Annotated in this window: 20 protein-coding genes; 10 read left to right on the forward strand and 10 right to left on the reverse strand. The window is 38.2% G+C overall.

Annotated elements, in window-relative coordinates:
• Positions 1-236 precede the first annotated feature (236 nt).
• The 5 genes from pheT to nth form a co-directional block, all read right to left on the reverse strand.
• Positions 237-2,651, reverse strand: a complete 2,415-nt coding sequence (gene pheT, locus ACFILZ_RS00920; RefSeq protein ID WP_375610020.1) for a phenylalanine--tRNA ligase subunit beta — start codon at positions 2,649-2,651, stop codon at positions 237-239.
• A gap of 32 nt (positions 2,652-2,683) precedes the next feature.
• The gene (gene pheS, locus ACFILZ_RS00925; RefSeq protein ID WP_375606169.1) at positions 2,684-3,766 is read right to left on the reverse strand and encodes a phenylalanine--tRNA ligase subunit alpha; all 1,083 of its coding nucleotides are present in this window, start codon (positions 3,764-3,766) and stop codon (positions 2,684-2,686) included.
• Positions 3,767-3,860: 94 nt separating this feature from the next.
• A complete protein-coding gene (rplT, locus tag ACFILZ_RS00930; protein ID WP_012754515.1) occupies positions 3,861-4,262 on the reverse strand; it encodes a 50S ribosomal protein L20 in 402 nt (133 codons plus the stop codon).
• Between the two features lie 33 nt (positions 4,263-4,295).
• Entirely contained in the window at positions 4,296-4,499 is a 204-nt protein-coding gene (gene rpmI / locus ACFILZ_RS00935; RefSeq protein ID WP_183193590.1) for a 50S ribosomal protein L35, read from the reverse strand.
• 154 nt (positions 4,500-4,653) lie between these two features.
• The gene (gene nth / locus ACFILZ_RS00940; protein WP_375610021.1) at positions 4,654-5,394 is read right to left on the reverse strand and encodes an endonuclease III; all 741 of its coding nucleotides are present in this window, start codon (positions 5,392-5,394) and stop codon (positions 4,654-4,656) included.
• A 122-nt stretch (positions 5,395-5,516) separates the two neighbouring features.
• On the opposite strand from nth, the gene ACFILZ_RS00945 reads away from it, so the two are divergent.
• The 4 genes from ACFILZ_RS00945 (at position 5,517) to ilvD (ending at position 9,031) form a co-directional block, all read left to right on the forward strand.
• A complete protein-coding gene (locus ACFILZ_RS00945; RefSeq protein ID WP_375610022.1) occupies positions 5,517-5,948 on the forward strand; it encodes an Hsp20 family protein in 432 nt (143 codons plus the stop codon).
• A 26-nt stretch (positions 5,949-5,974) separates the two neighbouring features.
• Positions 5,975-6,226: a DUF1150 family protein gene (locus ACFILZ_RS00950; protein WP_375606172.1), complete on the forward strand. Its 252-nt coding sequence runs from the start codon at positions 5,975-5,977 to the stop codon at positions 6,224-6,226.
• Between the two features lie 613 nt (positions 6,227-6,839).
• Positions 6,840-7,019, forward strand: a complete 180-nt coding sequence (locus ACFILZ_RS00955) for a hypothetical protein (RefSeq protein ID WP_375682324.1) — start codon at positions 6,840-6,842, stop codon at positions 7,017-7,019.
• Positions 7,020-7,192: 173 nt separating this feature from the next.
• A complete protein-coding gene (gene ilvD, locus ACFILZ_RS00960) occupies positions 7,193-9,031 on the forward strand; it encodes a dihydroxy-acid dehydratase (protein WP_375606173.1) in 1,839 nt (612 codons plus the stop codon).
• An 18-nt stretch (positions 9,032-9,049) separates the two neighbouring features.
• On the opposite strand, the gene ACFILZ_RS00965 is transcribed toward ilvD, so the two are convergent.
• The gene (locus ACFILZ_RS00965) at positions 9,050-9,175 is read right to left on the reverse strand and encodes a hypothetical protein (protein WP_375610023.1); all 126 of its coding nucleotides are present in this window, start codon (positions 9,173-9,175) and stop codon (positions 9,050-9,052) included.
• 1,253 nt (positions 9,176-10,428) lie between these two features.
• Positions 10,429-13,173, reverse strand: a complete 2,745-nt coding sequence (gene mutS, locus ACFILZ_RS00970; RefSeq protein ID WP_375610024.1) for a DNA mismatch repair protein MutS — start codon at positions 13,171-13,173, stop codon at positions 10,429-10,431.
• A 195-nt stretch (positions 13,174-13,368) separates the two neighbouring features.
• Between mutS and ACFILZ_RS00975 the strand changes: the two genes are divergently transcribed.
• Positions 13,369-15,669 carry an NADP-dependent malic enzyme gene (locus ACFILZ_RS00975; RefSeq protein WP_375610025.1) on the forward strand — a complete coding sequence of 767 codons (2,301 nt, stop codon included), beginning with the start codon at positions 13,369-13,371 and terminating at the stop codon, positions 15,667-15,669.
• A 66-nt stretch (positions 15,670-15,735) separates the two neighbouring features.
• On the opposite strand, the gene secB is transcribed toward ACFILZ_RS00975, so the two are convergent.
• Both secB and ACFILZ_RS00985 read right to left on the reverse strand, forming a co-directional pair.
• Positions 15,736-16,212 (reverse strand): protein-export chaperone SecB, encoded by a 477-nt coding sequence (secB, locus tag ACFILZ_RS00980; protein WP_375610026.1) that lies wholly within the window; start codon positions 16,210-16,212, stop codon positions 15,736-15,738.
• A 142-nt stretch (positions 16,213-16,354) separates the two neighbouring features.
• Positions 16,355-16,849, reverse strand: coding sequence for an FxsA family protein (locus ACFILZ_RS00985; RefSeq protein ID WP_375608953.1), 495 nt, complete (start codon positions 16,847-16,849; stop codon positions 16,355-16,357).
• A 174-nt stretch (positions 16,850-17,023) separates the two neighbouring features.
• Here ACFILZ_RS00985 and ACFILZ_RS00990 point away from each other — a divergent pair, with 174 nt between their 5' ends.
• Positions 17,024-17,716, forward strand: coding sequence for a Tim44/TimA family putative adaptor protein (locus ACFILZ_RS00990; protein WP_375606178.1), 693 nt, complete (start codon positions 17,024-17,026; stop codon positions 17,714-17,716).
• A 52-nt stretch (positions 17,717-17,768) separates the two neighbouring features.
• Entirely contained in the window at positions 17,769-18,347 is a 579-nt protein-coding gene (locus ACFILZ_RS00995) for a Smr/MutS family protein (protein WP_375610027.1), read from the forward strand.
• Between the two features lie 999 nt (positions 18,348-19,346).
• Here ACFILZ_RS00995 and ACFILZ_RS01000 read toward each other — a convergent pair.
• Positions 19,347-19,883 (reverse strand): GcrA family cell cycle regulator, encoded by a 537-nt coding sequence (locus ACFILZ_RS01000; protein ID WP_375610028.1) that lies wholly within the window; start codon positions 19,881-19,883, stop codon positions 19,347-19,349.
• Between the two features lie 485 nt (positions 19,884-20,368).
• Here ACFILZ_RS01000 and ACFILZ_RS01005 point away from each other — a divergent pair, with 485 nt between their 5' ends.
• Genes ACFILZ_RS01005 through ACFILZ_RS01015 form a run of 3 tightly spaced genes read left to right on the forward strand, consistent with a single transcriptional unit; the run spans position 20,369 to position 23,553 of the window.
• Positions 20,369-21,583 (forward strand): aspartate aminotransferase family protein, encoded by a 1,215-nt coding sequence (locus ACFILZ_RS01005; protein ID WP_375606227.1) that lies wholly within the window; start codon positions 20,369-20,371, stop codon positions 21,581-21,583.
• On the forward strand, positions 21,580-22,515 hold the full coding sequence (argF, locus tag ACFILZ_RS01010; protein ID WP_375606181.1) for an ornithine carbamoyltransferase: 936 nt from the start codon (positions 21,580-21,582) through the stop codon (positions 22,513-22,515). The genes ACFILZ_RS01005 and argF overlap by 4 nt, the downstream gene beginning before the upstream one ends.
• A 36-nt stretch (positions 22,516-22,551) precedes the next feature.
• The gene (locus ACFILZ_RS01015; RefSeq protein ID WP_375610029.1) at positions 22,552-23,553 is read left to right on the forward strand and encodes an Hsp33 family molecular chaperone; all 1,002 of its coding nucleotides are present in this window, start codon (positions 22,552-22,554) and stop codon (positions 23,551-23,553) included.
• Positions 23,554-23,922: the final 369 nt, after the last annotated feature.

Raw genomic sequence — 23,922 nt, forward strand, 5'->3', positions numbered from 1 at the left:
CATTTAGCAATAGCAGTTATCTTTTACATTTGCAATGAAGGATTAAGAGAAAAAATAACTTTTCAAGATGTTTAAAAACAGTTTTTTCATATTGAAAAAACTGATGATTTAAGCAGCTTGTTTTGGTAATAAGATCCCCTTTCAAGAAGCTCTATAGCTCTTGAGTGCTAAACAAAAAGGGAGTACTCAAACAAGCTCCCACTTCATGTAAAATATCTCATAAAAAATGAGAATACTCAGTAGCGCAAATATGCACCTGTCATTTTGGTAACATTATCCACGATTTTTGAGGCAAGCTTTTCTAAATCTTCATCTGTTAGAGTCCGTTCTATGGGCTGAATAGTTACTTCAATTGCGACAGATTTTTTATCTTCACCAAAGCTTAAATCTTCAAAAATATCAAAAACCTGCACTGAATGAATAAGTTTTTTATCAGCTCCACCTGCCGCACGAATAATAAGAGAAGAGGCAACAGTTTTATCCGCTATAAAGGCAAAATCACGCCGCACCATTTGAAAAGGTGAGAGTTTCAAAGGAGAACGGCTTTTGGTCGTTTTTTTCTTTGATTCTGGAATTCGATCTAGAAAAATTTCAAAGCCGCATAAAGGACCACTGACATCTAACGTTTCTAATGTAGCAGGATGAAGAACACCAAAAAAACCAAGAATAATCTTTGATCCAAGTTTTATGACTCCTGAACGACCTGGATGATACCAATCAGGTGCCCCAACTTCAATCTGCACTTTCCCAACATCTATATCGCATGCTTCTAAAACAGCCAAAGCATCTGCTTTGGCATCAAAAACATCAACGACTGTTGCATTTCCATTCCAAAAACGCCCAGCCCCTTTAAATTGCTCTGTTCCGCGACGAATTCCGCTAACAACACTGTGTTGTTTATCAGGGGCGTCGCCTTCATAAATACTGGATATTTCAAACAAAGCAAGATCGGAAAAACCACGATCAGCATTTCTCTGTGCCGCCATAATCAAACCAGGTAAAAGGGAAGGACGCATTACTGACATATCAGCAGCAATAGGATTAACTAATTTAAGCTCTTCTTGACCTCCTCCAAAAGCAAGAGCTTGATTTTCAGAAATAAAAGACCATGTTACCGCTTCTTTCATACCACGTTGTACTAAAGCCAAACGTGTAGCACGTGAACGAATTTGTGCGCATGTTAAAATTTGATCTTTTCCTTCTGCAAAGTTTTCCAAAGGAATAGGTTTAATTTTATCTAACCCATAAATTCTCATGACCTCTTCCACCAAATCGGCTTTACCCATAATATCAGGGCGCCATGATGGTACTTTTACCGTAACGACATCTCCTTTTCCTTCAACGAAAAATCCAAGTTTTGTTAAAATAGAGCTGACTTTTTCAGGTTCTATTTCCAAATTTGTTAAACGTTTAATTTCAGAAAAAGGAAAAGCGATCTGTTTGATTTTTTGTTGCTGATAGCCAACGATTCTTTTTTTAGATACTTCACCACCACAAAGACGTAAGACCAATTCTGTTGCAATTTCAAGCCCTGTTTCTATAAAAGCCGGATCAACACCTCGTTCAAATCGATAACGTGCATCACTGATAAGACCTAATGCTCTTCCTGTTTGTGCAATGCTTTGCGCATCCCAAAGCGCCGATTCAATAATAACGCGATGTGTTGTTTCATCACAACTCGTTCTTTCACCGCCCATGATGCCGGCAATCGAAACAATTCCCTCGTCATCTGCAATGACACAATTCTTAGCGCTCAAATGATAGATTTTTCCATTCAGTGCTTGAAGCTGTTCTCCTTCACGCGCGCAACGTACACACAAATTACCTTTAATTTTATCTGCATCAAAAACATGGAGTGGACGACCAAGGTCAAAACTGATGTAATTGGTCATATCAACAAGCGCATTAATCGGTCTCAAACCAATTGCATTCAAACGTTGTTGCATCCACTGTGGTGATTCGCCATTTTGAACATTGCGTACTTCACGCCAAGCAAAGCCTAAGCATAACGATGAATCTTGCAAAAAATCTAAAGAAACATGAAGTGGTGTTTCAAAAGCAGTATCAAATTTTGGTAAAGACAATTCTTTTAATTTTCCAATTCCAGCGGCAGCAAGATCACGGGCAATACCGCGAACACCTGTACAGTCAGAGCGATTGGGAGTCAAACCAATATCAATGATCGGATCATCTAAACCAGCATAAGCTGCAAATGAATTTCCAATAGGTGCATCTTCTGGAAGTTCGATAATCCCGTCATGCTCATTTGATAATTCAAGCTCTGCTTGCGAACACATCATCCCAAAACTTTCAACCCCGCGGATTTTTCCTACAGATAATGTCACATCGAGTCCTGGAATATAAGTGCCTGGTAGTGCCAGAATACCAATAAGACCTGCACGTGCATTTGGTGCTCCACAGACAACTTGAACAGGTGTGGAAGTTCCTGTATCGACGGACAGAATCTGGAGTTTATCTGCATCAGGATGTTTTATTGCTGTTAAAACTTTTGCAATCACAAAACCTTTTAAAGAAGACCGATCATCAACGTGATCAACCTCAAGACCGATAGCGGTTAATTTTTCACAAATTTCATCCAAAGATGCATTTGTCTCTAAGTGATCTTTTAACCAGGACAATGTAAACTTCATTTTAAAACCTCACATGAAAGCGATGACTAAGATCACACATTTCTATTAGGAAAAAAAGCAGGCATATCAAAGCAACGAAAGCCATAATGGTCTAACCAACGCAGGTCAGCATCAAAAAAAGCCCGCAAATCAGGCATACCGTATTTCAACATGGCAATACGATCAATGCCCATTCCCCATGCAAAGCCTTGATATTCATCGGGATCTAAACCAACATTTTTCAACACATGAGGATGCACCATTCCGCATCCTAAAATTTCCAACCAACCCTGTCCTTCACCAAATTTTATTTCTGAACCAGAACGATCACATTGAATATCCACTTCCATAGATGGTTCGGTAAAAGGGAAAAAAGAGGGACGAAAACGCATTTTTACAGAAGGAACTTCAAAAAATTCTTTACAAAAGGTTTCATGTAGCCACATCATATGGGCAATGGTGGAGGTTTTATCAATGACAAGACCTTCTACCTGATGGAACATAGGAGAATGCGTTGCATCCGAATCCATGCGGTAAGTTTTTCCAGGAATAATGATCCGTATCGGTGCTTTTTGTTTTTCTAGTGTACGAATTTGTACGGGTGATGTATGGGTTCGCAATAATTTTCTCTCTCCCATTTTATCAACATCAAAAAAGAAGGTATCATGCATTTCACGCGCTGGATGCCCTTCAGGAAAATTCAATGCTGTAAAATTATAATAGTCTGTTTCAATATCTGGACCTTCGGCAAGAGAAAAACCCAACTTCGTATAAATGGCAATAATTTCCTCAATCACTTGTGAAATAGGATGAATACGCCCCCGTTCTATAGGTGAAGAGCGAACAGGCAAGGTAACATCAACTGTTTCACGAGAAAGACGGGCATCCAGTGCCTGTCTTTTCAGAAGATCACGCTTTTGTGCCCATAATTCTAAAATGCGATTTTTTAATCCATTAAGAACAGGTCCAACTTTATGGCGCTCGCCAGCATCCATTTTTCCTAATTCTTTTAATTTTTCAGAGATACTACCTTTTTTACCCAATGCTGAAATACGCACTGTTTCAAGTGCTTGTTCATCACCTGCTGCCTCTAAAGCTAAACAAATTTCTTGTTCCAGACGCTCAATATCATTCATATTTTTGCCTATTTTCTAATAAAGAAAAACCCGCACTCGCAATAGCCAGCACGGGACCTCGAATAAATAAATGCTTTAAGAGAACACGACTGGCTTACTTGACAGCGCCTTCAAAAGCATTAGGTGTTGTGTCTTTTAAATATTCTAAAGCTTTTTTTGCTGAAGCGACTAGAGCTGAAAATGCTTCCGCCTCGTGGATTGCTATGTCTGAAAGAACCTTACGATCAACTTCAATACCAGCTTTTGATAAGCCATCAATAAAACGTCCATAAGTTAAACCTTCTGCACGAACAGCCGCATTAATTCTCTGAATCCACAAAGCACGGAAAGTACGCTTTCTATTTTTGCGGTCACGATAAGCATACTGCTTTGAACGATCAACTGCTGCTTTAGCAGCACGAATGGTATTTTTACGTCGACCATAAAAGCCTTCAGCTTGTTTAAGAACTTTTTTGTGCTTAGCGTGTGCTGTCACACCTCTTTTCACACGAGCCATATTATAATCTCCTCAAAATCAAAAGCGTAAGGTTTAAATACCATTCGGCAAATAATGCTGAATGACTTTTTTAGCATCTTGTTCACACAAAACCATTGTTCCACGTGCATCGCGAATAAATTTATTCGAACGCTTAATCATGCCGTGGCGCTTACCAGCAGCTGCTACTTTAATTTTACCTGACGCAGTGATTTTAAACCGCTTTTTAGCGGATGATTTGGTCTTCATCTTGGGCATTTTGCTACTCCATACATTAATTGATTCAATCAAACATTTTATTTGATCAAGCGGACCAACGCTTGAACAAGCATTTAAACAGCCACGGCATGCCCTGCCGGGCGGCTCCAAAAATGTTCTCATAAGCCAGTATACACAAAATAGCAAGACCGTATTATAAAAAAATGGGCGCTCCATTGCCTTGAATTTCAACCAGAGGTGCCGGAATAGCATTTGTTTTGCTTGCGGCTTTACATAAATCGGCAATAATGCATTGCGCACATTTTGCTTGACGTGCTTGACAAATATAGCGTCCATGTAAAATTAGCCAATGATGCGCATGACGAAGATAATAGATCGGTATAACCTTTAATAATTTTTTTTCGACAATCTCTGGTGTTTTGCCAGGCGCTAAACCAAGACGATTGCTTAAGCGAAAAATATGTGTATCTACTGCCAATGTAGGTTGACCAAAAGCAACATTCAAAACAACATTAGCCGTTTTTCGTCCCACTCCAGGGAGGGACATAAGTGCTTCACGCGTATCAGGGACTTGACCGCCATATTGATTAATTAAACAGTTGCAAAGTGCATAAATATTGCGTGCTTTTGCTCGCCAAAGACCGATTGAACGGATATGAAGTGCTATTTCTTCTTCCCCTAATGCAACCATTTTTTCCGGTTGATCAGCAAGGCGAAATAATTCTTTTGTCGCTTTATTAACGCTTACATCTGTCGCTTGAGCTGAAAGTACAACTGCCACCAAAAGCGTAAAAATATTTGTATAGATAAGATCACTCTTAGGCGCTGGGCGTTGCACAGAAAAACGGCGAAATATTTCTGCAACTTCATCTTTATTATATAATATACTAGATAAATTTCGCGCTTTTGATAATTTTATGGTACGTTGAGTCATTGAACTCTCTTAATCTTCTCTCTTGAAGTTATCATTTACGCTCGCCATATGAGAGGAATGCAGCGAACACTTTGTATAGAGTTTGGTCAAGTAACGCCGCTTTTCAAAGAGGATACTCATGAATGACACATGTGACGCCTTTCTCCAATCCTTTTCTTTTAGGATTTGAAACCGTAGAAAAAACATTGCAACGTATCGGTAAAGCTGATGAAGCTTACCCAGCCTATAACATTGAACGTTTACATAAAAACGATGATGCAAATCATATCCGGATAACTTTGGCTGTTGCTGGATTTAAGATTAATCATCTTAATATTTTGCTCGATGATAATCAATTGGTTATTCATGGTAAACAAACAGACAACCAAAATCATCAATATTTATATCGCGGTATAGCAGCGCGACAATTCCAGCGGATCTTTATTCTTGCGGAAGGGATGCACGTCGCAAATGCCGAGTTGAAAAATGGTCTTTTATCAATTAATCTGTATCAACCAAGATTAAAAAAAGAAATAAAACAGATTCCAATTAAAGTCAGTAGTGGTGAGTCATAAAAGTTAAGGCGTAAAGGAACCGTGAAATGGGAGAACATAAACAAAACTTATCGTTTCAGAACACAGCCTACTCTGATGCGGGACAGATTGCCTATTTAAAAAAAGTTTGTACAGATGACTTGGCTAAAAACTTTCCAGATCTTCCACCAATGACCCCAGGCATTACCATATGGGCTCTCTTTGGTGAAACAGGTTATCCTATCATTTTATCCGATGAACGCTCTATCGCTCTTGCTGGAGCCAATGAGCATGAACTACAAATTGTAACTCTGCACTAGATTTCCTTACGAGAAAAACGGAGTTCTTTATAAATTCTATTCGTTTTTCTCATAAAGGGTATAATGATATAAGACATTGATTTATATTCATAATTAATTTTTTACAACTGGAATGAGAGTCCCGAATATCATAAGGTTCTCTCATTTGAGATCTTCTTATGTTAAAACAATTAAAGTCACTTGCTTGATGTCATAAGCAAGGAGAGCCATGTGGATAAAAACACTTGAAGAAAGGAATAAAAATCTCTCTTTTTAATTGTCTTAATTGCCAAGGACTTCGCAACATTGGGGATGAGTAAAATGTATGATGGTGTTTGTTTTCTTCTTCATAAGTGGTGAGGATGCTTCTCATAAGTTTATATTATTCACGAGGGCTGTTATACCTTTATGGGCGCTGTCATGAACTGAGTTCGAGCGCAGTGGGAAATGTTTCTTTAAAACGAATACGTAAATTGGCAATACAAGTGTATTTTGTTTGGTGTGTTTTGTTCTTCCTAAGGGGGTAACTCCATTGAAGAGTGTGAAAAACAAAAGTATGAGACAGCGCCTCATCATTATTTAAAAGATATTACTATGGAAGCTTTTGAAAGGTGTAAAGCTGAATTGTAAGGAGATGATAGATTTTTACCACGATGCCTTTATATTCTTTCCAATTTCAGAAATTACGCAAATAGATATACGCAATATAGCCATCAAATCTGGCATACAAAAATCTAGAACAGTTCATACTACACTGAATCGTCTTGACATTTTTCTCAAACATAGAGTTACGCAGGGATGGGATGTTGATTGATAAGGAATAGAAAAAACAAAAGCTTTATGAGGAAGTTTATGCAAATCTTTTAATTTTGTGCTTCAAATGCCTCAGTCCAAGGTATTTTTCTCTTTTGAATATTAAAGCTCTTGTTTTTATAATGAAGTTACAGCACAACAAGAAAAATGGAATTATTTGAGGGGAAAAAAATAATGCCTTCTTACCGTTCAAGAATATCGACTCACGGGCGTAATATGGCAGGAGCCCGCGGTCTTTGGCGTGCAACAGGGATGAAAGATGCAGATTTTGGTAAACCCATTATTGCGATTGCGAATTCTTTTACACAATTTGTACCAGGACATGTCCATTTAAAGGATCTTGGGCAATTGGTTGCACAACAGATAGCCGTTGCTGGTGGTGTTGCGAAAGAGTTTAACACTATTGCTGTAGATGATGGAATTGCGATGGGGCATGATGGAATGCTTTATTCTTTGCCTTCACGCGAAATTATTGCTGATTCTGTAGAGTATATGGTTAATGCACATTGTGCGGATGCACTTGTCTGTATTTCTAATTGTGACAAAATTACGCCTGGTATGTTAATGGCTGCTTTACGGTTGAATATTCCAACAATCTTTGTTTCAGGCGGTCCTATGGAAGCAGGTAAGATTAAATGGAAAGATCAAGATCTAATGGTTGATTTGGTTGATGCCATGGTCGCAGCAGCTTCAGAACAGAATTCAGAAGAAGAAGTTGCTGAAATGGAGCGCGCTGCTTGTCCTACATGTGGTTCTTGTTCAGGAATGTTTACGGCCAACTCTATGAATTGTTTAACGGAAGCATTGGGGCTTTCGCTTCCCGGAAATGGATCAATGCTAGCAACACATGCAGATCGACGGATGCTTTTTGAAGAAGCTGGAAAACAGATTGTTACATTGGTCAAGCGTTATTATGAAGAAGATGATGAAACAGTTTTGCCACGCTCTATTGCTTCACGCAAGGCTTTTGAAAATGCAATGACCGTTGATATTGCCATGGGAGGATCAACCAATACAGTACTGCATCTTTTAGCAGCGGCGCAAGAAGGTGAGGTGGATTTTACCATGACGGATATTGATCATCTTTCACGTCGTGTTCCTGTTTTATGCAAGGTTGCTCCTGCTGTTGCGAATGTGCATATGGAAGATGTTCATCGTGCCGGTGGTATTATGGGGCTTTTAGGCGAATTGGATGCGGCGGGACTCATTGATACGTCAACTTATACGGTTCACGCAAAAACGATGAAAGAAGCTTTGTACCGTTGGGATGTAAAACAAACCAATGAACCAACAGTTCGTGCATTTTATCGTGCTGCTCCAGGTGGCATTCCAACCCAAACCGCTTTTAGCCAATCTAGTCGCTATGAGACTCTTGATCTTGATCGTGAAAAAGGTGTGATTCGCGATAGGAAACATGCTTATTCACAAGATGGAGGATTGGCAGTTCTTTATGGAAATCTTGCAAAAGATGGCTGTATTGTAAAGACAGCAGGTGTTGATCAGTCAATTTTAACCTTTAAAGGTCCAGCAAGAATTTTTGAAAGCCAAGATTCAGCTGTTTCAGCTATATTAACGGATAAGATTAAAACAGGTGAAATTGTTTTAATCCGTTATGAAGGTCCTCGTGGTGGACCTGGAATGCAAGAAATGCTCTATCCAACGAGTTATCTCAAATCTAAAGGATTGGGCAAGGTTTGTGCACTTGTTACGGATGGGCGTTTTTCAGGGGGGAGCTCAGGGCTCTCGATAGGACATATTTCACCAGAAGCTGCTGAAGGAGGAGAAATTGCGTTGGTAGAAGAGGGGGATATCATAGAAATTGATATTCCAAATCGTAGCATTCATATATTGGTTGATGACATTGAAATGAGGCAGCGTCGTGCTAAGATGGAAGCAAAAGGAAAAGGTGCTTGGCAACCGGTTGAGAAGCGTCAGCGTAAAATTTCAAAGGCTCTCAAAGCTTATGCAGCGATGACCACATCTGCTTCAAAGGGTGCAGTTCGTAATATTTGATGAGATAAAGGATGCGTTTTAAGAGACATCTCTCAATGCTCCCAAGCGCATTTTGCGACGGTACCTATGAATGGTATAATGATAAATCCATTGAACAGCCCCATCTTTACGCTTGAGAAGAAGCAAGCCGGCACCATCACACACTTTGCCAGCTCATGGATATTGCTACAATCCTTGGGGTTCATAAGAGGCATTTGTATTATAGTTTTTCCCACACACTCATCCCGCTTGTGATGTGCAAGCAAGTGATTTTGATTGGTTTAAGATAAACAGGCTTGAAATGAAAGAATCTTACGATATTTGGGGGGGCTAATTCAAGTTCAATAACGCTAAACTTTAATTATAAATCAATGTATTGACTTATAAAAGAAAGATAGTCCTCTAAGAGATTTTTGGTATCTTTTGCACGATATTCTAAGCGGATAAGTTTATGAGCTTATCAGGATATTTTGAGTTATCGTAAGTATGATTAAAAGGCGATGCATAAAATTTATAAAAGCTGCTGCGGATTTTTTTTAGTAGTTGTGTAAGACAGGTGAGGTCGTATCAAGCGCTTTTCATATCATATTCTAGTTTTATGCAAGGTTATGATCTCTTATTACTCATCTTATGAAAGATATTTATTGTACTGGTGATATTATTTTGTTGGGCTATAAAACACTGTCATTGAGACGTGGGATATAAGAAAGCTTTCAACATTTAAGTGTTTTTAACGTGAGTTGTGAATATTCTTAGGCTTGTTTGTCAAGTCCTTGTGTAAGTTAATTACATGAGTGGGAAGCTTAAGAAGAAGCCGCTAGAATTGGGACTGTTTACAGATCAAATTCGAGTGGAAATCTTCGTCGTTTAAGGTTGGGAAGGATTTCAAAAGCTTTTTTAGGAAAATAAAATGCAATTAGAATATCATTGATATACTTAATTATATGATTCATGTGGAAACAGTAAAAGAGTTCTTTATCATTTGAAATATAAAGAAAAAGCGTAATCTATTGCACGTGAATTTATCATGCAAAATGGGGTAGTATGATACACACAGACAGCTTTAAACCAACGCTGTTGCTATGAGTAAGATAATATTGAGCGTGAAAAAGCGTAATTCATTAAATATGCATGTTGGCAAGGTGGAGGAGAATTCAAGATAATCGTTGCAAAAAATGATTGTCTTGTAAAAAGAATCGATGTGGATCAATTTTTTTGTATAAGCGCCAAGATTGATCTAGGGAAATATGAAATATAATGCATAGGATTTTTCCTCTAGATGCATTCTACTTATCAAAATATATTGCGTAGAAAAGCAATAGGAATAAGGTAAACAAATATTGTACCAAAACATATCAGAAAAGGACACTTTATTTCCTATTAAGAAAGCTTATTTAATAAAAAATAACATCTGTTTTCTATAGGGGGGTACTCTCTTCAAGCTGTTTGAGGTGGTAAATTGTTTCTAAAGCTTGCTTAGGAGAGAGTTCATCAGGATGGATATTTTTTAAAGCTTCGTGAAGAACACAATGTTTGTTTCTTTCTTCATTGACAGGAGATGTTGCTTTAAGAGAAAAGAGGGGTAAATCATCAATGAGTTTATGCCCTTTTCCAGCCATTTCACCTTGTTCTAGTTGATGGAGGACATCTGTCGCTCGTGTAATAACGGCTGGGGGAAGTCCTGCAAGCTTTGCAACTTGTACACCATAGGAACGGTCAGCAGCTCCTGGTATGACTTCATGAAGGAAAACCACATCACCATCCCAATTTTTGACTTTCATGGTTACATTATGCAGTCTATCAAGTTTTTCGGTAAGCGCAGTCATTTCATGAAAATGGGTAGCAAGAATAGCACGACAATGGTTAACTTCATGGAGATATTCAACGGCTGCCCAAGCAATAGATAGTCCATCAAAGGTTGATGTTCCACGTCCTATTTCATCAAGAATAACAAGGGAGTGGTGACTTGCATGGTTGAGAATCGTTGCTGTTTCAACCATTTCCATCATAAAGGTTGAGCGCCCTCGTGCAAGATCATCGGAAGCACCAACACGGCTAAACAGACGATCAACGACGCCAATATGCGCTGAAGTTGCTGGAACAAAGGACCCCATTTGTGCCATAATAGCAATGAGAGCATTTTGCCGCAAAAAAGTTGATTTTCCTCCCATATTAGGTCCAGTTAAAAGCCAGATTGCTGCATACTGTTGATTTTTTTGTACAGAGAGATCACAATTATTGGCAATAAAGGGTTCTGCGGCTTGTTTGCGGAGTGCTTGCTCGACGACAGGGTGGCGTCCTGCTGTAATATGAAAGGTCAGTGAATGATCAATTTTAGGGCGGCAATATCCTTGTTCTTCAGCAAGATGTGCTAGAGCGACAGAGACATCTAAAATTGCAATTGCTTCAGAGGCTTTACGAATAAAGTCAACTTGTTCGGTAATTTCCTGAACGAGAATATCAAAGATTTCTAATTCAAGCGTCAATGCATGGTTGGCAGCATGGGCAATACGGCTTTCAAGGTCAGCAAGCTCTGTTGTCGTAAAACGCATAGCGTTTGCCATTGTTTGGCGATGAATAAAACGTGCTTTAGCCTGTGGATTATTTGTGAGAGCAGATGCTTGTGTACTGGTTACTTCAATGAAATAGCCTAGAATATTATTATGCTTTATTTTAAGCGTCTTAATATCTGTTTCTTGGGCATATTGCGCTTGAAGTTCAGCGATAACGCGGCGAGATTCGTCACGTAAAGCCCGCATTTCATCGAGTTCTTTATGATAATTGGAGCGAATAAATCCCCCATCACGTTTAAGCAGTGGGAGATCATCAGCTAATGCTTGCTCTAAATGAATGTATAAAGCTGTGGGTAAGTTTGAAAATATCTGCTGTACATCACTTATTTCTTGAGGCAGGAGCTCATTATTAAGGAGTTGATGCAGTTCACGAATGATTTCAAAACCGCGTTGGATTGTCGCCATATCACGGGGGCCTCCTCGTCCAAGAGCCAAACGTGAAACGGCGCGGGGCATATCTGGTCCCCCTTTTAAAATAAGCTTTATCGCTTCTGCAAAAGAAGGATTACGTAGAAAAAAATCGATAGAATCCAAACGCGTATCAATCGCTGAAGGAGTGGTGAGGGGAGCAATAAGGCGGTCAATAAGAAGGCGTGACCCTCCTCCTGTTACAGTGCGATCAATCGCTTTTAATAAACTTCCATCCCGTTGACCTGATGTCGTACGAATAAGTTCAAGGCTTAATCTGGTTGCAGCATCAATAAAAAGAGTCGCACTTTCATTTTGGCGCTCAGGCTGCATGAGGGGAGGACGATGCGTGATTTGTGTTTTTTCGATATAACGAATAGCCGCCACAATTGCAGAGAGTTCGGAACGTGAATAATCGGCAACACCCTCAAGAGTTGAGAGTTTAAAATAATTGCAAATATCGCGTTCAGCGGTGAGTGCATCAAAGAGACAAGCAGGTTGAGGTGAAACGATACGATCAAGAACATTAAAAAGCGATTTGTGAGATTTATCATGAAAAAAGGAATCAGCAACAATGATTTCTTGTGGATCCACACGCATAATATCTGCCAAAAGTTTTTCTTGGCGGCTTTCTGTTACACGAAATATGCCTGTTGAGATATCAATCCAAGAAAGAGCAAACTCTTCTCCATCACTGGTTTTTATACGGGAAAGCGTCATCAAATAATTTGCACGCGTTGGATCAAGGAGTTTTTCTTCTGTTATTGTTCCAGGTGTTACAAGACGAACAACATCACGCCGAACAACAGATTTTGAGCCACGTTTTTTTGCTTCAGCAGGATCTTCTATTTGTTCACAAACAGCAACGCGATAACCACAAGCAATGAGTTTTTGCAAATAATCATCTGCCGCATGAACGGGAACACCACACATAGGAATATCTTGTCCTAAATGTTTTCCGCGTGCTGTGAGTGTGATTCCTAAAGCCTGAGCCGCTTCAATTGCATCATTAAAAAATAATTCATAGAAATCCCCCATCCTGTAAAAGAGAAGGGAATCGTGATTGATGGCTTTGATTTCTATGTACTGCTCCATCATAGGTGTAAGACGTTCTTGAGAGGAAGCAGATGAGGAGGCAGGCTGTGGAATTAAATTATTTTTATGATTGTTTTTTTTATCCATTTGTACGAGGCCTGTTTCCTTTAAGTGAAGTTTTTACTCTTTTTTGTTTACTTCGATATTTATTTATCTCTAAATTGCAACGTATCATCAGATTTGCTAAGGCAAGAATAGCGATTTCTAACATATGAATCAAATTTAATAACTATACGCATTATCAAGCAAAATTTACACTGTTTTTGGAGAAAATAAAGTGAGATGAAAAAGAGCGAGCAGGATCAGAAAATGTCTCAAACTGTTTACAGTGCGAGCGAAAGAGAAGCTCTAGATTTTCATAGTCGTGGTCGACCAGGAAAGCTTGAGATTGTTGCAACAAAGTCTATGGCAACACAGCATGATTTAGCACTTGCTTATTCACCAGGTGTTGCAGTTCCAGTTAAGGCAATTGCTCAAAATCCAGCACTCGCTTACGATTATACAGCAAAAGGCAATCTTGTTGCTGTTATTTCAAATGGTACAGCTATTTTAGGGTTAGGCAATTTAGGTGCCCTTGCCTCTAAGCCGGTCATGGAAGGCAAAGCAGTGCTGTTTAAGCGTTTTGCGGATATTGATTCCATTGATTTAGAAATTGATATAAATGATACGGAAAGTTTTATCAATTTGGTGCGTCATTTAGAACCTTCTTTTGGTGGAATCAATCTTGAAGACATTAAGGCACCTGAGTGCTTTATGATTGAAAGCCGCCTACGCGAGGTGATGAATATTCCTGTTTTTCACGATGATCAACATGGTACAGCGATTATTGTTGCTGCGGGTGTTCTCAATGCTTTGACTTTAACAGGGCGCGATATGCAAAACACGCGGTTAGTCTGTAATGGTGCTGGTTCTGCTGGGATTGCTTGTATTGAACTGATTAAAGCAATGGGCTTTCGTTCTGAAAATATCATATTATGTGATACAAAGGGCGTGGTCTATGAAGGTCGTAAAGAGGGAATGAATCAGTGGAAATCTGCGCATGCTATTCGAACGGATAAACGTACGCTTATGGAAGCAATGGAAGGAGCAGATATATTTTTCGGGGTTTCTGCTAAAGGGGCCCTTACCCCTGAAATGGTAAAATCCATGGCGCCGCAGCCGATCATTTTTGCTATGGCCAATCCCGATCCAGAAATTACGCCGGAAGAGGTTATGCAAGTGCGTCATGATGCTATTGTTGCAACAGGGCGTTCCGATTATCCAAATCAGATTAATAATGTTCTCTGTTTTCCTTATATATTTCGTGGTGCGCTTGATGTGCGTGCAACAGTTATTAATGAAGACATGAAGATTGCTGCGGCAAGAGCTCTTGCTGATTTAGCGCATGAGGAAGTACCTGACAGCGTTGCAGAAGCTTATCGTGGAAAGCGATTAAAATTTGGTCCTAATTATATCATTCCCGTTCCTTTTGATCCGCGTTTGTTCACAGTTGTTTCAATAGCGGTAGCAAAAGCAGCAATGGAAAGCGGTGTTGCACAAAAGAACATAGATGATTTAGAGGCCTATGAGCGTGATTTAAATGCGAGGCGTGATCCTACTTCTTCGATAATGCGTGGGGTTTATAACCACGTTCGTCAAGCGCCAAAACAAATTGTTTTTGCAGAAGGTGAAGAAGAACAAGTTATGCGGGCAGCCGTTTCTTATGTTCATCAAAAATTAGGACAAGCGATTTTGGTTGGTCGGGAAGAGCAAATAAGAGAAGCAGCTGTTATCGCTGGAATTGATTTGGAGCGTGAAGGTATTTCTATTATAAATGCCAAGCTTTCTTGCCGTACAGATGCTTATGCGAATTATCTTTATAAAAAGATGCAGCGTCAAGGCTGGCTGTTGCGTGACTGTCATCGTCGTATCAATAATGATCGCAATTATTTTGCTGCGTGTATGGTGGCACTAGGAGATGCTGATGCAATGGTTACAGGGGTGACACGCAATTATGAAACAGCGTTGATCGATATACGTCGGGCAATTGATGAAAAACCAAAAGAACGATTGATTGGTATTTCAATGGCCATTTGCCGTGGCCGAACTGTGTTTATTGCCGATACAGCTGTTTATGAAAATCCTAATGCTGAAGAATTTGCTGATATAGCGGAACAAACAGCTTCGTTTGTGCGTGGATTTGGATATCAACCACGGGTAGCATTTTTAGCATTTTCTACGTTTGGCTACATGAAAGGGCAGACGACGCAGCAAATTCAGGATGCAATTAATATTTTGCACGAACGCAAGGTTGATTTTGAGTTTGATGGAGAAATAAGCGCTGATGTGGCGCTCAATTCCAAATTGATGCAGCAATACCCATTTATGGGATTAACAGAGACTGCTAATATTTTAGTTATGCCTGGATATCACGCGTCTTCCATTGCCAGCAAAATGTTACAAGAACTTGGTGAAGCAACCATCATTGGTCCTATTTTAATTGGATTGGAAAAATCTGTCCAAATTGTACCATTTAGTGGAAGCGATACAGATGTTGTCAATATTGCAATGCTTGCGGCTTATCATGCCGCAAAAGCCGTCTAAAGGGAAAAAGCCCCTAATATACCAATATATATCAAGGGGCTTTTTGATAGCAAAAGAATAAACTTTTTAAGAGGGCTGTATTTGACTGTCTTTTTGTTCTTCAGCAAGACGCTTTTGGAAGAGTGCTGCAAAATCAATAGGATCAATCCACAAAGGTGGAAAACCACCACTTTGAGTAGCATCAGATATAATTTGGCGAGCAAATGGAAATAAAAGACGGGGACATTCAATAAAGACCAGTGGCATAACATGTTCTTGTGGAATGTTTTTAAGGTGGAAAACACCACCGTAAATCAGTTCTACATGAAATAAGGTTTCAGTGTCATCATTGGCTTTAACGGAGAGAGACAAAACGACATCATAATTATCATCACCAATTGGGTTAGCATTGACATTGATGTTGATATCAATTTGTGGTGACTTTTCACGTGCACGCAATGAACGAGGAGCACCAGGGTTTTCGAATGATAAATCTTTTAAATATTGAGTTAATACAGCAAAAACCGGCTCTCCACCACTGTTATTCATTTCACCTTCGGCCATACGACGAACCTCTCTCATTATAATATGTATATTTATTTTAGATCTAAAGACCAGATTGGTTATCACGCCTTGCAAAAGGTTGCAAGAAATGCGCTCTTTATCTTGAATATTTTTTTAGTTTGTTACAGATTTTTTAGGCATTTCAATGGTTATCATCATTTTTGCGCCATGGAGATTCTGTCGTATCATGAATTGTGTAATCTTCTGCGTTAAGGTCAATTATTTTTTCAGAGTCATTTTTTCTTTTAGTATTTTGATTCATTTTGTTTTTTAATGATGAAAAGAAATGCCAAACAACAGAGCGAATTGGTTTAATAAGAAGTAATATTCCCAAGAGATCACTTACAAAGCCGGGAAGAATAAGTAAAATCGCACTGAACATAATGAAAGCATCATTGATAATATTATTTTCTAATGTGCGTCCTTGGATAAGTTCAGTTTGTATGTTTTTTAAAAGGCTAATCCCTTGAATTCGCAATAAAACAACCCCAACTATGGTTGTGAGAATAACCAGACTCAAGGTTGCTAAAATACCAATTTCTTGACCAACAAAGATAAAACCAGCAATCTCGATTAAAAGAATGCAAAGAAAGATAACAACAAAAAAACGAGGATTTATAGAATAAAGTTTTATCACATGAAAATTTCCTTCTGGATGAGTAGGGGGAGAAATTCTTAAGAGAACTCCGTTTAAATATAAAATCTATAAAAATATTTGAATGATAAGATTCCTTATTTTACATATTTATTGATAAATGGTATTGACTGCAATGTTTATTAGAGACTTAATCTTTGGAGATTGACAGCGCCTATGGAATTTGACGTTATACTTGTCATCGCTCTTGTTATTATGGTTGTTATTTTTGTGCAACTCCGTAATGTATTAGGGAAACGAATTGGGTTTGAAAAGCCACCCTTTGATCCTTATTCACGACGTTCTAAAAAACAAGATGAGACAGAAACGACAGATAATATTGTTTCGTTCCCTCATCAGAAAAATTCAGAAAAAGGCAATTTTAGTGAAATTGATGAAATTGCACCAGAGGGAAGTATTTTGAATAAAAATTTGCGAGCACTGCGTAAAATTGACCCGCATTTTTCTCCTCAATTTTTTATAAAAGGTGCACAAATTGCTTATGAAATGATTGTAACAGCTTTTGCCAAAGGTGATCGCAGTCAACTAAAAAGCTTGCTTTGTCAGAATGTTTTTGAAAACTTTTGTACAGCGATTGAACAACGAGAAAAAAACAAAGAAAGAATAGAGTTTACTTTTGTTGGAATTAATAAGATCGAGTTTGTCTCGGCGGCAATACAAGAAAAAGACGAACTTTTAACGATACGTATTGTCAGTGAGATGATTTCTGTTACTTATAATGAACAGGGCGAGCGTATAGACGGTGATCCTGATGCTATTGTAGAAATCAGGGATATTTGGACTTTTGTTCGCAATAGTTTATCGTCAGATCCCAACTGGAAGCTTTTTGCTACAGAAAATGAAAATTAAAATACTTTTTGTTTTTCTTCCATAAGCATTCAATGATTTATGAGAAATTAAAATGTCCTCAAATAAATGGAGACAAAAAAGAGATTTATTGGCTTCACAAGATCGCCTTTTATGGGAGATGGTTTGTCGTACGATAACACCGCTTCACGGTAAGATTCTCTCTTCTACTTCAGAAACTATTGCAAATATTAATGATAAAAAACAGCCTGTAACTCAAATCTCCTTATTGTCTCAGGAAAATCAACAACCCTCGACAATTATTAAAAGAGAAAAGAGGGCAGTTACACAAGCACAAAAGGTTCATTTCTTTGATCATGTTGCACATCGTAAAATTTCCCAAGGTCGTTATCCTCTTGAGGCGCGTCTTGATCTCCACGGTTATATGCAGGAAGAAGCTTATTTTTTCTTAAAAAAATTTCTACAATCCTCTCAGCAGAGAGGATTGCGTTATGTTCTTGTTATTACAGGAAAAGGACGATCCGTTGGGAGCGATGGAGCTTTGTATAGATTTGTTCCGTATTGGTTATCAACACCAGCTTTTCGATATTATGTCCATGCGTTTGAAAAAGCAGCGCGTCAACATGGCGGAGAAGGTGCGCTTTATGTTTGGTTGCGCCGTTCCGTATTGTGAAAAGCAATGTGATGTTATTGTGGTCGTTTTAGGTTCAATATTGATTTTATAAGATATCGTATATTACAGGTTATAGAAAAGACGTGATAATATACTGATTAATAATGATAATTAATTATTTCCATATATTGCGCAAAAGCCTTAAATACAATATCCCTTTATTTTTTAATTTTCTTATAAAGGCTTATAAAGACCATTGTTTTACACTCTCTCATTGCCTCATACTTTTGTTTTTACAGATTTAATGTGATAACAGCACTCACGAAAAACAGAATGTTTCAGGCAGAACATACTTATACTACATATTCACATGCTTATTAAAAAAATATCTCCTAATATTTTCAAATTCATTTTATGGAAGGGCGTGTAAAAAGTAATCTCCATGAGGTGTACAAAATTCATTGTACACCACCATCTTTACACTTACATATAAAGTGCAAGGTCGGATATTCTAACGTGATTTACCACTTCCCAATATGGCGACAGCCCTTGAATTTCCCCTTAGTACTTGAGAAAGTTTATAAGCCGTGTGCTTTTCTTTAAGTGTTTTTACTCTACACGGCTCTCATCTCGTTTGTGATGTGCAAACGAAAGGTTTTTATTAATTCAATATAAGAAGACTTAAAATGAGAGAGTCTTATCATATTTGCGGATCTGATTCAGGATGTAAAATGATAAATTGTTTTATAAATCAATGCATTAATCTATTAAGTATATGAAAAATAAAAACATGAGAAATTAAGAAACTACGTTCTTCAAAAGATATTGCTACTATGGATAGTTTTAAAAACTGTATAACTGAATTAAAGAGAATCGTAAAAATAAACAACAATAGACATTTTACAACACATAGCCACACACTCGCATCAAAAGATACAATTTACGATGAATGCTTTCATGAAGAAATTTTTTCATTCATTAAAGAACAAATTTCTTTCTCATAATAATTCAATAATTAAAAATAATGAGACGTAGAATACGAGATTCAATCGGAGGATATTACACTCTTATCCGACGTCTTTCAGATATTGGTTGAAATGCTAGCTTAGCGTGAAAGGCACAATAAGGGCTATTTTCATCAGAATCTGCACCACAAAAATGAAAATCTGCTGATAATGGATCGCCAACCGGCCATCTACATGTATTTTCACTCAATTGTAGAAGATTAAGTTGACGTGATATAGGCACAACTACATTGGATTTTGTGGACATATCAACTTCTTTTACATCTTCCACTACAAATTCTGTCTTTAAAGCGGTTTCTTCAATACTTACAGCTGATGTGTTTATTGGCGATACCGTGGATGTGTTGCGACGCACACGTGGAGATGATGAGCTGCTGCTTCCCACAGGAGTTTTTTGCGAACGCGTGCTTCCTTGTGCTGTCTTACCACGACCTGGTAACTTTAATCGATGTACTTTGCCGATGACTGCATTTCTGCTGACCCCACCTAATTGAGCAGCAATTTGACTTGCACTTAATCCTTCACTCCAAAGCTTTTTAAGAAGCTCAACGCGTTCACATGTCCAACCCATACCAGCACTCCATTCCGATTACGTCACTAAGATGCTCTCCCCCTTTGCATCTTCAAATGTTTCAATAATGTTTTCATTGCACTGAATGAAAGAACTTTACACTCTAAACGAGCATAAAAAAATCATCCAACCTATGGAACTCACAAATCAAAACACATCATTCTTTTCACTATATCATAAATTACAATATGCACTCACTTTATGACAAGAGTCTTTGCCTTTTGAAGAGTTTATTTAGAATGTTTTCCCCAACTTGCCAATCAATCATAGGTTAAGCTTTCACTTTTGTTTAGGTTTTTTTCCAAAACGCTTATTTATAGAACCTTCATTGACTTTTTTTCAATTGGTGTAATGATCTATTCCATAGGTGTAATCATTAATCGCAATGAAAGTTGAAAGCACCGTAACGAAATGTACCATGTTGTTTTATTTGTAGTGTTGCTTTGTATATATATTGAAAAGGTTAAAATATAAAGGAAATTATGATGGACACCATCTCTGTACAACCACTTTATGAATGCTTCGCACGACGAAATTTGCATTTTGAACAAGGGCATGGTGTATGGCTTATTTCCGATAAAGGAGAACATTATCTTGATTTCACATCTGGCATTGCTGTTAATGCATTAGGGTATTCACATCCAAAATTGGTTGATACACTCAAAATACAAGCTGAAAAGCTTTGGCATGTTTCCAATCTTTTTCAATCTCCTGAACAAGCAGCTCTTGCTACGCGGCTTTGTGCAAATAGTTTTGCAGATAAGGTTTTTTTCTGCAATTCAGGCACTGAAGCATTAGAATGCGCATTTAAGACAGCGCGTCATTATTACTATGCCGCTGGTCATTCAACACGCATTGAAATAATTACTTTTGAAGGGGCATTTCATGGACGTACACTTGCAGCACTTGCTGCGACTGGGCATGAAAAATATCTTGAAGGCTTTGGACCTAAAGCTGGTGGATTTATTCAAGTCCCTTTTTGTGATGAAACCGCTTTGCGTAACGTTATTAATAAAAATACCGCCGCTATTCTTATTGAACCTATTCAAGGAGAAGGAGGAATACGAACGGTCCCTCATGAATATTTAAGATTTTTGCGCAAAATATGCGATGATAATGGTCTGTTATTGATTTTAGATGAAGTCCAAACGGGTGTAGGACGAACAGGAAAGCTTTTTGCCTATGAATGGAGTGATGTCACGCCTGATATTCTTACCCTTGCAAAAGGACTAGGAGGTGGATTTCCATTAGGTGCTTGCCTTGCAACGGATAAAGTTGCAAAAAGTATGACACCTGGGACGCATGGATCAACCTTTGGAGGCAATTTGCTTGGAATGGCTGTAGGAAATAGTATTCTTGATATTTTGTTAGAGCCAAGTTTTCTCAACCATGTTCAGCGTATGGGGGATAAATTAAAAAATGGACTTTTGCACATTCTCAATATCTATCCTGATATTATCTGCGCTGTTCAGGGGATGGGGCTTATGATGGGCATTCAGTGTGTTGTGCCTTCAAATCTTGTTGTTAATGCCTTGGAAAGTGAATATCTCTTAAGTGTTGCTGCCAACAATAACGTTGTGCGCTTATTGCCTCCTCTTATTATCAAGGAAGAAGAAATAGATGAAAGTTTGCGTCGTATTGAAAAAGCAATTTCTTATCTTTCGAAAATAAATAAGGACAGACAAATATCACACACATGACAAATGCTCTTCGTCATTTCACGGATTTATCCATTTTAACGCCAGCAATGGCACGTGCATTAATCGATTATGCAAAAATCCTTAAAGCATCTTTTAAAGCAGGAAAAGGTTCAAAACCTTTTATAGGTAAAACGCTCGCGATGATTTTTGAAAAACCATCCACACGAACCCGTATTTCATTCGATATCAGTATGCGCCAGCTTGGGGGAGATACAATCATGCTCACGGGCTCAGAGATGCAGCTTGGTCACAGTGAAACTATAGCTGACACGGCTCGAGTTTTATCCCGTTTTGTGGATATCGTGATATTACGAACAACAAAACATCAACGTATGCTCGAATTGGCACAATATGCACAAATTCCTGTCATTAATGCCCTTACAGATGATACACATCCTTGCCAAATTTTAGCAGATATCTTAACCTATGAGGAACATAGAGGGTCAATTGCTGGCAAAATATTTGCATGGATGGGAGATGGTAATAATGTGCTCCATTCCTTAATTGAAGCTGCAGCTCTTTTTGGTTTTCATTTGCGTGTTGCCACACCAAAGGGCAGTGAACCACAAGAACAATTTGTACATTGGGCACGTGAGCGGGGAGCGCATCTTATGCTAACCCATAATCCCCAAGAAGCGGCTCAAGATGCTGATTGTATTATGACCGATACATGGGTCTCCATGGGACAAGAGTTTCGTGCTCGCAGTCATTCTATTTTTCAGCCTTATCAAGTAAATGAAGCTCTCATGAAATTAGCAAAACCGGATGCTCTTTTTATGCATTGTCTTCCTGCTCATCGTGGTGAAGAAGTGGTTGATTCTGTGATTGATGGACCGCACTCCGTTGTCTTCGATGAGGCTGAAAATCGTCTTCATGCTCAAAAAGCAATTCTTTCTTGGTGTTTACAAGATGCGTTTTTCTCTCCACAATAGCCTCCCTATAACAAATTATATAAAAAAGGTAAAGCTATGAGTGAACAAGCTAAGGATGAAGCCTCTCTCAACAACAGCTTCTTGCATGAAGATGATAGTGTTATTCCCTTTCAAGTTGAAGAACTTGATATCCGTGGACGTGCCGTACAACTTGGGGAAACTTTAAATTCTATTCTCACAAGACATCAATACCCTGAACCGGTTTCTTATCTTCTAGCAGAAGCTTTACTTTTAACGGTTCTGATTGGAACTTCTCTAAAACTTACGGGAAAATTTATTCTACAAACCCATTCCGATGGACCGGTTAATATGTTGGTGTGCGATTTTTCGCCTCCTTCCAGTTTACGTGGATATGCTCGTTTTGATAAGGAACAGCTTAAACAAGCCATAGACAATGGTCAAACCTCTTCAGAAATACTTTTAGGAAAAGGCACTTTAGCTTTCACAATTGATCAAGGTCCCCACATGCAACCCTATCAAGGGATAGTTGCATTAGAGGGATCAAATTTACAAGAAGCTTCTCGTATTTATTTTGATCAATCAGAGCAAATTCCTACCGATATTCGTTTGGCTGTTGCCATATTAATTAATCGTGACCAACAAGGAAAACCCCAGAAAAGCTGGCGAGCTGGAGGTATTTTGACCCAACTTTTACCCCAAGAATCGTCTCATCATAAAATAGATGCTCCTCATCAAAAGCGAGAAGAAAAGAAAACCAACACCCAATTGAATAACCAATGGCAGGAAGCTAAAATACTCATGAAAACGATTGAAAGTTCAGAATTAACAGATCCCCAAGTGGGTAGTAAACAGTTATTGTTTCGTCTTTTTCATGAACAAGGTGTTAGAGTTTTTAATTCTTTTTCTCTTGTCGATCAATGTTCTTGTTCATGCGAAAAAATTAAAGGAATCCTAGAAGGATTTCCTAGTGATGAACGCAATAAAATGGTTAAAGATAACTATATTTCAGTCACATGTGAATTTTGCTCAAAAACGTATCGTTTTACACCGCAAGAATTTCTAGAAGAAAAAACATAATCAAATATTTTTCATAAAAAATGATGATTGCAACAAAAGCCTATTTTATTTGCGTCATAAAAGTTTACGCATAAGCTCATATGAACTTCTAGAATATTTCTTGTTTTAGAGTTTTTTTAGTGTATACGAGTGATCTTTCTGTTGAAATCAGTAATTACGTCATAGAGTGCTTAAAAAAGAGTTCTCTGTAAAATATATTTCCTCTTCTCGAAAAAGCTTCTTTTGTACTTTTTACATCTCAAAAGTTTATTTCTTACAATGAATTCTTTTATAATGTTCATTGATAAATTGATTATGTACTCATAACTTATCTTCTCTGTTAAATGAGACTTTTTGATTGTAGTCATATTTTCTTACTCGAATTTATCT

Source organism: Bartonella sp. AP40SXNS (genome assembly GCF_042195825.1).
GTDB lineage: Bacteria > Pseudomonadota > Alphaproteobacteria > Rhizobiales > Rhizobiaceae > Bartonella.

Bases quoted from the DNA above. Each gene is read 5' to 3' on its own strand.
- pheT (WP_375610020.1), bottom strand. From the start codon at position 2,651: ATGAAGTTTACATTGTCCTGGTTAAAAGATCACTTAGAGACAAATGCA.
- pheS (WP_375606169.1), bottom strand. From the start codon at position 3,766: ATGAATGATATTGAGCGTCTGGAACAAGAAATTTGTTTAGCTTTAGAG.
- rplT (WP_012754515.1), bottom strand. From the start codon at position 4,262: ATGGCTCGTGTGAAAAGAGGTGTGACAGCACACGCTAAGCACAAAAAA.
- rpmI (WP_183193590.1), bottom strand. From the start codon at position 4,499: ATGCCCAAGATGAAGACCAAATCATCCGCTAAAAAGCGGTTTAAAATC.
- nth (WP_375610021.1), bottom strand. From the start codon at position 5,394: ATGACTCAACGTACCATAAAATTATCAAAAGCGCGAAATTTATCTAGT.
- ACFILZ_RS00945 (WP_375610022.1), top strand. From the start codon at position 5,517: ATGACACATGTGACGCCTTTCTCCAATCCTTTTCTTTTAGGATTTGAA.
- ACFILZ_RS00950 (WP_375606172.1), top strand. From the start codon at position 5,975: ATGGGAGAACATAAACAAAACTTATCGTTTCAGAACACAGCCTACTCT.
- ACFILZ_RS00955 (WP_375682324.1), top strand. From the start codon at position 6,840: ATGATAGATTTTTACCACGATGCCTTTATATTCTTTCCAATTTCAGAA.
- ilvD (WP_375606173.1), top strand. From the start codon at position 7,193: ATGCCTTCTTACCGTTCAAGAATATCGACTCACGGGCGTAATATGGCA.
- mutS (WP_375610024.1), bottom strand. From the start codon at position 13,173: ATGGATAAAAAAAACAATCATAAAAATAATTTAATTCCACAGCCTGCC.
- ACFILZ_RS00975 (WP_375610025.1), top strand. From the start codon at position 13,369: ATGAAAAAGAGCGAGCAGGATCAGAAAATGTCTCAAACTGTTTACAGT.
- secB (WP_375610026.1), bottom strand. From the start codon at position 16,212: ATGGCCGAAGGTGAAATGAATAACAGTGGTGGAGAGCCGGTTTTTGCT.
- ACFILZ_RS00990 (WP_375606178.1), top strand. From the start codon at position 17,024: ATGGAATTTGACGTTATACTTGTCATCGCTCTTGTTATTATGGTTGTT.
- ACFILZ_RS00995 (WP_375610027.1), top strand. From the start codon at position 17,769: ATGTCCTCAAATAAATGGAGACAAAAAAGAGATTTATTGGCTTCACAA.
- ACFILZ_RS01000 (WP_375610028.1), bottom strand. From the start codon at position 19,883: ATGGGTTGGACATGTGAACGCGTTGAGCTTCTTAAAAAGCTTTGGAGT.
- ACFILZ_RS01005 (WP_375606227.1), top strand. From the start codon at position 20,369: ATGGACACCATCTCTGTACAACCACTTTATGAATGCTTCGCACGACGA.
- argF (WP_375606181.1), top strand. From the start codon at position 21,580: ATGACAAATGCTCTTCGTCATTTCACGGATTTATCCATTTTAACGCCA.
- ACFILZ_RS01015 (WP_375610029.1), top strand. From the start codon at position 22,552: ATGAGTGAACAAGCTAAGGATGAAGCCTCTCTCAACAACAGCTTCTTG.